This window comes from Actinomycetota bacterium (genome assembly GCA_041658565.1).
GTDB lineage: Bacteria > Actinomycetota > AC-67 > AC-67 > AC-67 > JBAZZY01.
Window position 1 is genome coordinate 1 of the sequence record JBAZZY010000049.1, and the last position, 6850, is coordinate 6850.

The 6850-nt window shown below is 62.9% G+C and carries 3 protein-coding genes; all 3 read right to left on the reverse strand.

Annotation, left to right across the window (positions count from 1 at the left end; all coding sequences use genetic code 11):
• Nucleotides 1-90 precede the first annotated feature (90 nt).
• Nucleotides 91-1794: a fibronectin type III domain-containing protein gene (locus tag WDA27_14490; GenBank protein MFA5892133.1), complete on the reverse strand. Its 1704-nt coding sequence runs from the start codon at nt 1792-1794 to the stop codon at nt 91-93.
• Between the two features lie 322 nt (nt 1795-2116).
• The gene (locus tag WDA27_14495) at nt 2117-4387 is read right to left on the reverse strand and encodes an Ig domain-containing protein (GenBank protein MFA5892134.1); all 2271 of its coding nucleotides are present in this window, start codon (nt 4385-4387) and stop codon (nt 2117-2119) included.
• A gap of 685 nt (nt 4388-5072) precedes the next feature.
• Nucleotides 5073-6850, reverse strand: a 1778-nt coding sequence (locus WDA27_14500) for an FG-GAP-like repeat-containing protein (GenBank protein ID MFA5892135.1), incomplete at its 5' end; no start/stop codon positions are given.

The following is a 6850-nucleotide window of genomic DNA, read 5'->3' on the forward strand; positions in this document are numbered from 1 at the left end:
AGCCACGGCGATGACGTCGCGACGGAACTCCTCGGGGAACGCTTTGGGCATGGTGACCTTTCCTTCCGGTGAGGACCTAATCCTCACACATCAGGAGTCAACCGAACCTGGGGCAGTCCCGATCGTGGCAGGCGTCACCTCGTTTGATGGCGCAGAGGGGTCGCTGTTCCCCAGCGCGTTGGTTGCCACCACAGCGCAGGTGTAGGTGATGGCGTTCTTCAAACCGCCGACGGTCGCGGTTGTCTGATCGCCCGCGACGCTGGCCTCCTCGTGATCTGTGGCGTCGTTCTTGGCTGTGCACTTGGCGGTGTAGCCCGTGATCGGGCTGCCCTCATCGAAGGAAGCGGTCCAGCTCACTATCGCCTGGTGATTGCCGGCGGTGGCCTGCGCGTTGGTGGGTGGATCGGGCGGTCCCGCGGGGATCACTGCATTGGATGCCTCCGAGGGGGCACTGGTGCCGACCACGTTGGTGGCGGTGACCACGAAGGTGTAACTGGTGCCGTTGGCTAAGCCGGTGACCGTCGTGCTGCGCGCTGCGCCGCCGACAGTGGTGCTGGCACCTCCCGGCGATGCGGTGACGGTGAAGCCGGTGATCGGGCTGCCACCGTCGCCGCCCTGCGACCAGCTCACCTGGGCTTGGCGGTTACCTGAGGTGGCGCTGACATTGGTCGGAGCATCGGGGGGACGACAGGCTTGCACTTGATGGAAGCGCATCCCGTCGGCTCCGATGATCTTGGAGCCAGGAGGATCTCCCCGATCGGTTAGATGCACACTGATCGAGACCTGCACACTGGCGGCGTAGCGACCAAGACCAACCCACGCGTCGTAGTAGGGGCTCTGATCAATGACATGCTCGGAGGTGCCTGCAGCGTCTGAAACGATGTAGTGAGCGCGCGCGTTGGCGTGTTCGCGGGGAATGAAAGCATCGACGTCATAGATCCCGCAGACAAGGGGCGGCGTCCAGTCGGCACCGTTTGATTCAGAGCCGCCGTTGGAATAGGTGAAGCGCATCCGACCGACCACGCCGTAAGGCGCGCCGGAGTACCAGGAGGACAAAGGACCCGTGAGGCGGAAGTTCGGACCGCAATCGGGTCCGAAGACCTCGGCGGGGTAACAGGGCGGCGGGGATCCCCATTCATGAACCGCGGCCGCGTATGTGCCCGTCACATTCCCTGAAGAATCGAAGGTCAGGAACTGGCCAGGTTTCCTCGCGGTATACGACGCGGAGAACCTGTATCCAGGGATCGCATCCTGAGGTCGCGTGAACCCCAGCGCGGGCGCCCATGCAGCCACTTGCGTCATTCGTCCCACCGGGTCGGCGATTCGAGCGGCTACCAGGTCGGGATAGGCGGGGCTCCCATTGACGCCGTTGTAGAAATACGCGGGGAAGTACCAATTCTCGATAAGGGAGCGATCGTCTGGCCCGATCGCCGGCGGGTTCGAGCCACTGGAGCGGTTCCACGCGTTGTCGAGGATCTGCGCGCCAGCATCGATGTTGTACTCCATGTCGGTGGCGAGCCGGCGCTGGTCGAACTCCCAGTGTCGTGTGATCTGCATGATCCCGACGCCGCACAGACCGTCGCTCGACAAGACGATGGAACCGTCCGCGTTGTATTGAGACCACCGGCGTCCCGTGCCGTAGTCGTACCCCTCCCCGTAGGCGATCGCCTTGAGAAGTTGCGGGGGCATGTTGTGCGCAACTGCGACGCGCTCGAAGATGGTCGCCGTGTCCGCGAAGGTGGGATTGGTCCCGCGAACGTCGCTCGGGCACGCTGTGTCCGCGCCAGCTGGCACCGATACGAAGGCGAGACCGAGAACCAGCCCAACGAAGGAACCCCGGACCCGTCGTCGTCGTCTCGCGCGAAAAGCGTCCACCTTCAGACCTCCGAGATCGGTATCCGCACGTCGATTTCCGTGTTGTCGGATTCGAGAAACGTTGTCCGAATTCCTTCCTGGAGCGATGGATGGCTCGAAGGTATCAAAGCCCCAGCGTCGGGATCGTCGCCTCGCCGATGATCGGGGGCATCGGCTCGCATGCCAGCCGTGCCTCCACCCGATGGCGCCGCTTCCTCTCAGTCCGCAGCTCCTCCCGATGCGATCGAGTTGCTGTCTGACTTCACCAGCTGACATGGTTCGATTCCACGCCGTCGGTGGTAGTCACCCAATGGTCGGGGTGGTCGCCGGAGTAACACAACGTGCTGTCGCCCCCACTCCCCGAGGAGTTCATGCGGAGCGCCTGCGTGTAGAACCCTTGTGGGTCGACGGAATCGCGACACGTCACCGTCACTGATGCTCCGGCGCCAAACCCACTCAACGAGACCGCGTACCAGTACCCGTACTGTGCTGCGGCACCTCGTGACAGCGTCACGGTGCGCGTTGGAGGAGGAGGAGGAGGAGGAGGAGGAGGAGGAGGCGGAGGAGGGGGCGGCGGTTGGTCGCCTACGGCGAGAGACAGGGAAACATCGTTCGCGGATCTGTCGCCCGCCGAATCGATGATGCGCAAAGAGAACGTCCAGGTTCCGACAGCCGTTGGGGTCCCGGTGATTGAGCCGGCCCTGTTGAGCGCCAAACCAGGAGGCAGGGAGCCTGCGGAAACGTACCAGTTGTATGGGCCGTTGCCATCGGTGGCCGCGAGAGCCGTACTGTAAGCGTAACCGCGGTACGCAGAGGGAAGAGATGTGGTCGTGACGCGCGGACCGGCGTACGGACCAGGTGCCTGACCGACGCGGAACCTGACGAGGTCACGCCAGATCGGGCCCAACGTCGCGTGGATTCTCCAAACGTTCAGCGCAAAGCCGACGCCCGCGCGCACTCCTCCATCGACGCTCCACCAGGGGTTTGCTCGCAGGTCCACTCCAGCGACCAGGAACCCCTTGAGTTCTGCGTACGGGCCCACGACCCCGTAAAGCAACAAGTCCAACCGTGGACCAACTTCGATCTCGATTCCCGCGCGGGCACGTGACTTGACGGAACTGGTGAGGCTGACTCCCTTCTCGAAGTACGTCCCGCTCGTGCCATCCGCGTAGTAGATCCCCGCTTTGAATCCCGCGTCCACGGCTCCTCGGATAGAGATCCCACCATCGACGGATCCCGTCGCGTTGATTGCAAGCGATACGCGAGGAGTGATCCAAACAGGAACCGGGCCAACGGCGAACTCGATCGAGGGCAAGTTGATTCCGCCAAGGACTGCCTTGGCGTTGCATGATGCTGCAGCACTCAGAGCAGCCTCTGCCTCACCCCTAATCCCGCCTTCGACGTGGAAGTCAGCGTGCACGCCACCCCAGGGGGACCAGCTTGCTGAGAGGTAGATCCCTCCATCGATCCTCAGAGAAGCCGTGAAACGCGCCGCAACGCCAGATGAGCACGATAGGGATCCACTGCGAGGCAACGCGGAGCCGAATCCACTGTTGGACGAGACAGGCGCAGCGGCGACCGTTGGAGGTTGATCGGGAGGTGGGATCTCCTGCGGGCCCAAGGGCTCCGGCACTCCGGAGTCGAGGGGGAGTCCGTGGGAAGAGAAATCCGCTGAAGGAAAGAGATCGACGATGGTTCCTCGCTCCGCCTCGACCTGCTTTGACCCGTTCTCCCCGTCGACGTAGTCGACAACCGCTACGAACCCACCCTCAACGCCGTCCGAAGGCGGTAGCACCACGACATCGCCCCGGTCCAGAGTGGACGTCCCGGAGTAAGTGAACCCCGCCGTTTGAGAATCTGCCGTCGCCTGTTGTATCTCCGAGGCACTCGGCGTGTGCACGACGCCGTCGACAGGCTGATTCACTTCTGGCAACCGAGCGGAGAATCCAACCAAGTCGACGGAGAGATCCATGGGTCCACCGATGACTTCGGCGAGAAAGCTGGGGTTAGCGCCGGGAGCCACAATGGTCGTAGCGGAACATGAAGACGCGGCCCCGCACGTCATCACTGGGGTTGATGGCTGTTGTTCACCTTCGGCCCACAGGAAGACTTCCGAAGGGATCACGGCGCTTCCGTTTAGGTGAACGACGGCTGCCCGCGCTGCGAACGCATCCCGGGCGAGCCCGAAGGATTCGGATATGCGCGGCAACATCAGCCGGACCGCCACCGGCGCCACCTTCGGGTCGAGGGCGCGACCCAGAGTTGATTGCTCAGCCGAGGCGAAAAGTCTCGTGGGCGACGATGCGAATGAGTTCGCATCCGCGAATGCCCCGCGCGCGCTCACGGAGAGGGAGACGCTAGCGCCGGTGACGTGCACTTCATATCCCAGCGGACTGAGTCGGAGTACCTCGAACCCACTGGTTTCCAGATCATTGGGAAGCACCCATGAAGCGACGAGATCGCCACCGGCTTTGTCGAGCACCTCGACAACTGCATCACCTCCAGACGCGTGCGCGACGAAGCTGATCATCATTGGATTTGGCAAAGGTCCCGCCAACGCTGCCCGACTCTCAGGAGTCAGTTCTCCTGGCGCGTCGAGGCCGAAGCCAGACTGCGTGTCGAGCAAGACGCGATCGACGGCCGAATAGCAACCCCTCGCAGGAATGTACGCGACGGGCGCAAACGAGAGGTCCGCACTATTCGGGGAATCCATCGCCGCGCTCAAATCCAATTCAGAGCCGGGGTTCGGGATCGCAACCGTTTGTGCCGACGACCTCCCAGGCGTCGTTGCAAGCAAAGGCAGCGAGCCACCGCCATTTGAGCCAATCGAGAAATGAGCGGGACGAACAGAGCTACCCGAGGCGGACACCATCAATGCGAGTGCATCACCGGGCAGGATGTTCGTGAGATCTAGCCTCTGCGAACCCGCCTGGTCGAAGTGCAGCGCCTGGGCTGCACCCGCCAGAGGAACGACGCATGAATCGGCTGCCGATGGATTCGCTGGCGACGCATTCACTTGGGCGCACGTGAAGAGTGTCGCGATCACTAGAGTTCCAGCCAGGCAGCGGTTCTTCGCTGCGCTTCCCATTCCCTGCCGCATATAATCCACTCCCTCAGCGCTTTCCCGGTGAACCAGCGCGTTTGGATCCGGTCTGCGTTTCCTCCATCCGATTCAGTCGTCCATGTCAAGGCCCAGTCGATGTGTGCAATTCCTGGCGCTAGGGATTCACGACGTCCGGCAAGCCAGTCACCCACGGGAACGGTTTGGACGACGTCGTATCTGATGAGTTTCCAAGGCCTCGGATATTGCGGGCCGTGACCGCGTAGAAATAGGTGTGTAGCGGCAGCAGGCCCGCGTCTTCGAACTGCAGGACGTCACCGTTCACCGTGGCGACCGGCTCAAGCGAGTCGGGCGCGTCGCCGCGGAGGATCGTGTACTCGAGAACCCGCGCGCCGCGCCGCTGAGCCGCCTGCCAGTTGAGGTGGACCTCCCCGAGGCCGCTCCCTGGCGTGGCGCTCAACTGCTGCGGCACGCCCGGCGCTCTGATGGTGTAGCTGTCGGGGAACGTGAAGTTCACGTTCGGATCGTCCTCGACCGGGGCGATGAGGTTCGACAGAAAGCCGCTGAAGGTTGGCCCTGCAACAGCATGAACCTCGAGCTTGTGCGATCCGGTGTTTCGAGCCGCGACGACCATGAGATCCTGCTGGCCGTCGTGGTTCAAGTCCGCCACGAGGAAACTCAGATCGGAATCCGGATCCAACGACAATGGCGTCGTGTAGTCGCCCACCACATGATCGAAGTTCGGCCCCACAGTCACGTGGACCTCGATCGAACCCGATGCCGTATTCCGCGACTTCACGACGACGAGGTCGGGGATACCGTCGGCGTTCACGTCACCCATCGTGAAACTGAAGTTGCCGTCTGGGTCAAGTTCGATCGGGGTGACAATCGGATCTCCGATGCTGCTGAACGATGGTCCGGGGACAACTTGAACTTCTGTTGATCCCGACGACGTCCCACGCGACTTGACCACGATGAGATCCGGAAACCCGTCGTCGGTGACGTCGCCCATCGTGAAGTTGAAGTTGCCGTCTGGGTCAATTGGGATCGGCGTTGTCAGATCGGCAAGGCGGCGGTCGAAGGATGGCCCCGTGATGACGTGCACCTCAGTTGAGCCGGACCCCGTGTTGCGCGACTTGAGCGCCACAAGGTCGTTCACCCCGTCGCCGTTGACATCGCCCACGGTGAAGGCGAGGTCGCCGTCCGGATCTTGCTCGAGCGGCGAGGCGAAGTCTCCGCTGCGCCGGTCGAACGATGGCCCGGCGACGAGATGCGGTTCGGTGTGCGCCGATGCTGCGTTCCGAACCTTGAGCACGAAGAGATCGGCGATGGCATCGCCGTTGGAGTCGAGCGGCGACGCGGGCCGGATGACGACGACGTGTTTGGCGCCAATACCGACGTTGCTCCCAGGACCGCTGTTGATGCCGTAGGCGTAGACGTCCATGGAGCCTGCCGAAACCTTCAGCGTTGCGTCGAAACCTGTGTTCGGACCCGCCTCGGGATGTGCCGTCTTCACATCGGGACGCGACACTCCTGTTGGGATGGCGTAGCCCGGCGCACCTGAACCTGCGGGACCACCCACGTAGATGTGCACAGCGATCGTCGTTGTTGGAGCGTTCGGATCATAGGCCCAACCTCTGACGCGAATGCGCCCCGGAGCTGGCGCGGTTGCCGAATCGAACGCGCCGATCGGGTTCGGATCTGTGATGACGACATGCTTTGTTCCGATGGGGACGTTCTCGCCCGGCCCGATGTTGATCGCATAGAGGTAGACCTCGTTCGAGCCGGATGGCGCGTCGAATGTGAAATCGAAGCCCGTGTTTGGCCCGGCCGAAGGGTAGACGCCAACGACATCGGGTCGAGCGACCGAGGTCTGACCGAGTGCGTATCCCGGCGCGCCCGAACCCGCCGGCCCTCCAACGTAGGCGTGGATGG

Coding starts and splice junctions, on each gene's coding strand:
- WDA27_14495 (MFA5892134.1), bottom strand. CDS start 4,387: ATGATGATCAGCTTCGTCGCGCACGCGTCTGGAGGTGATGCAGTTGTC.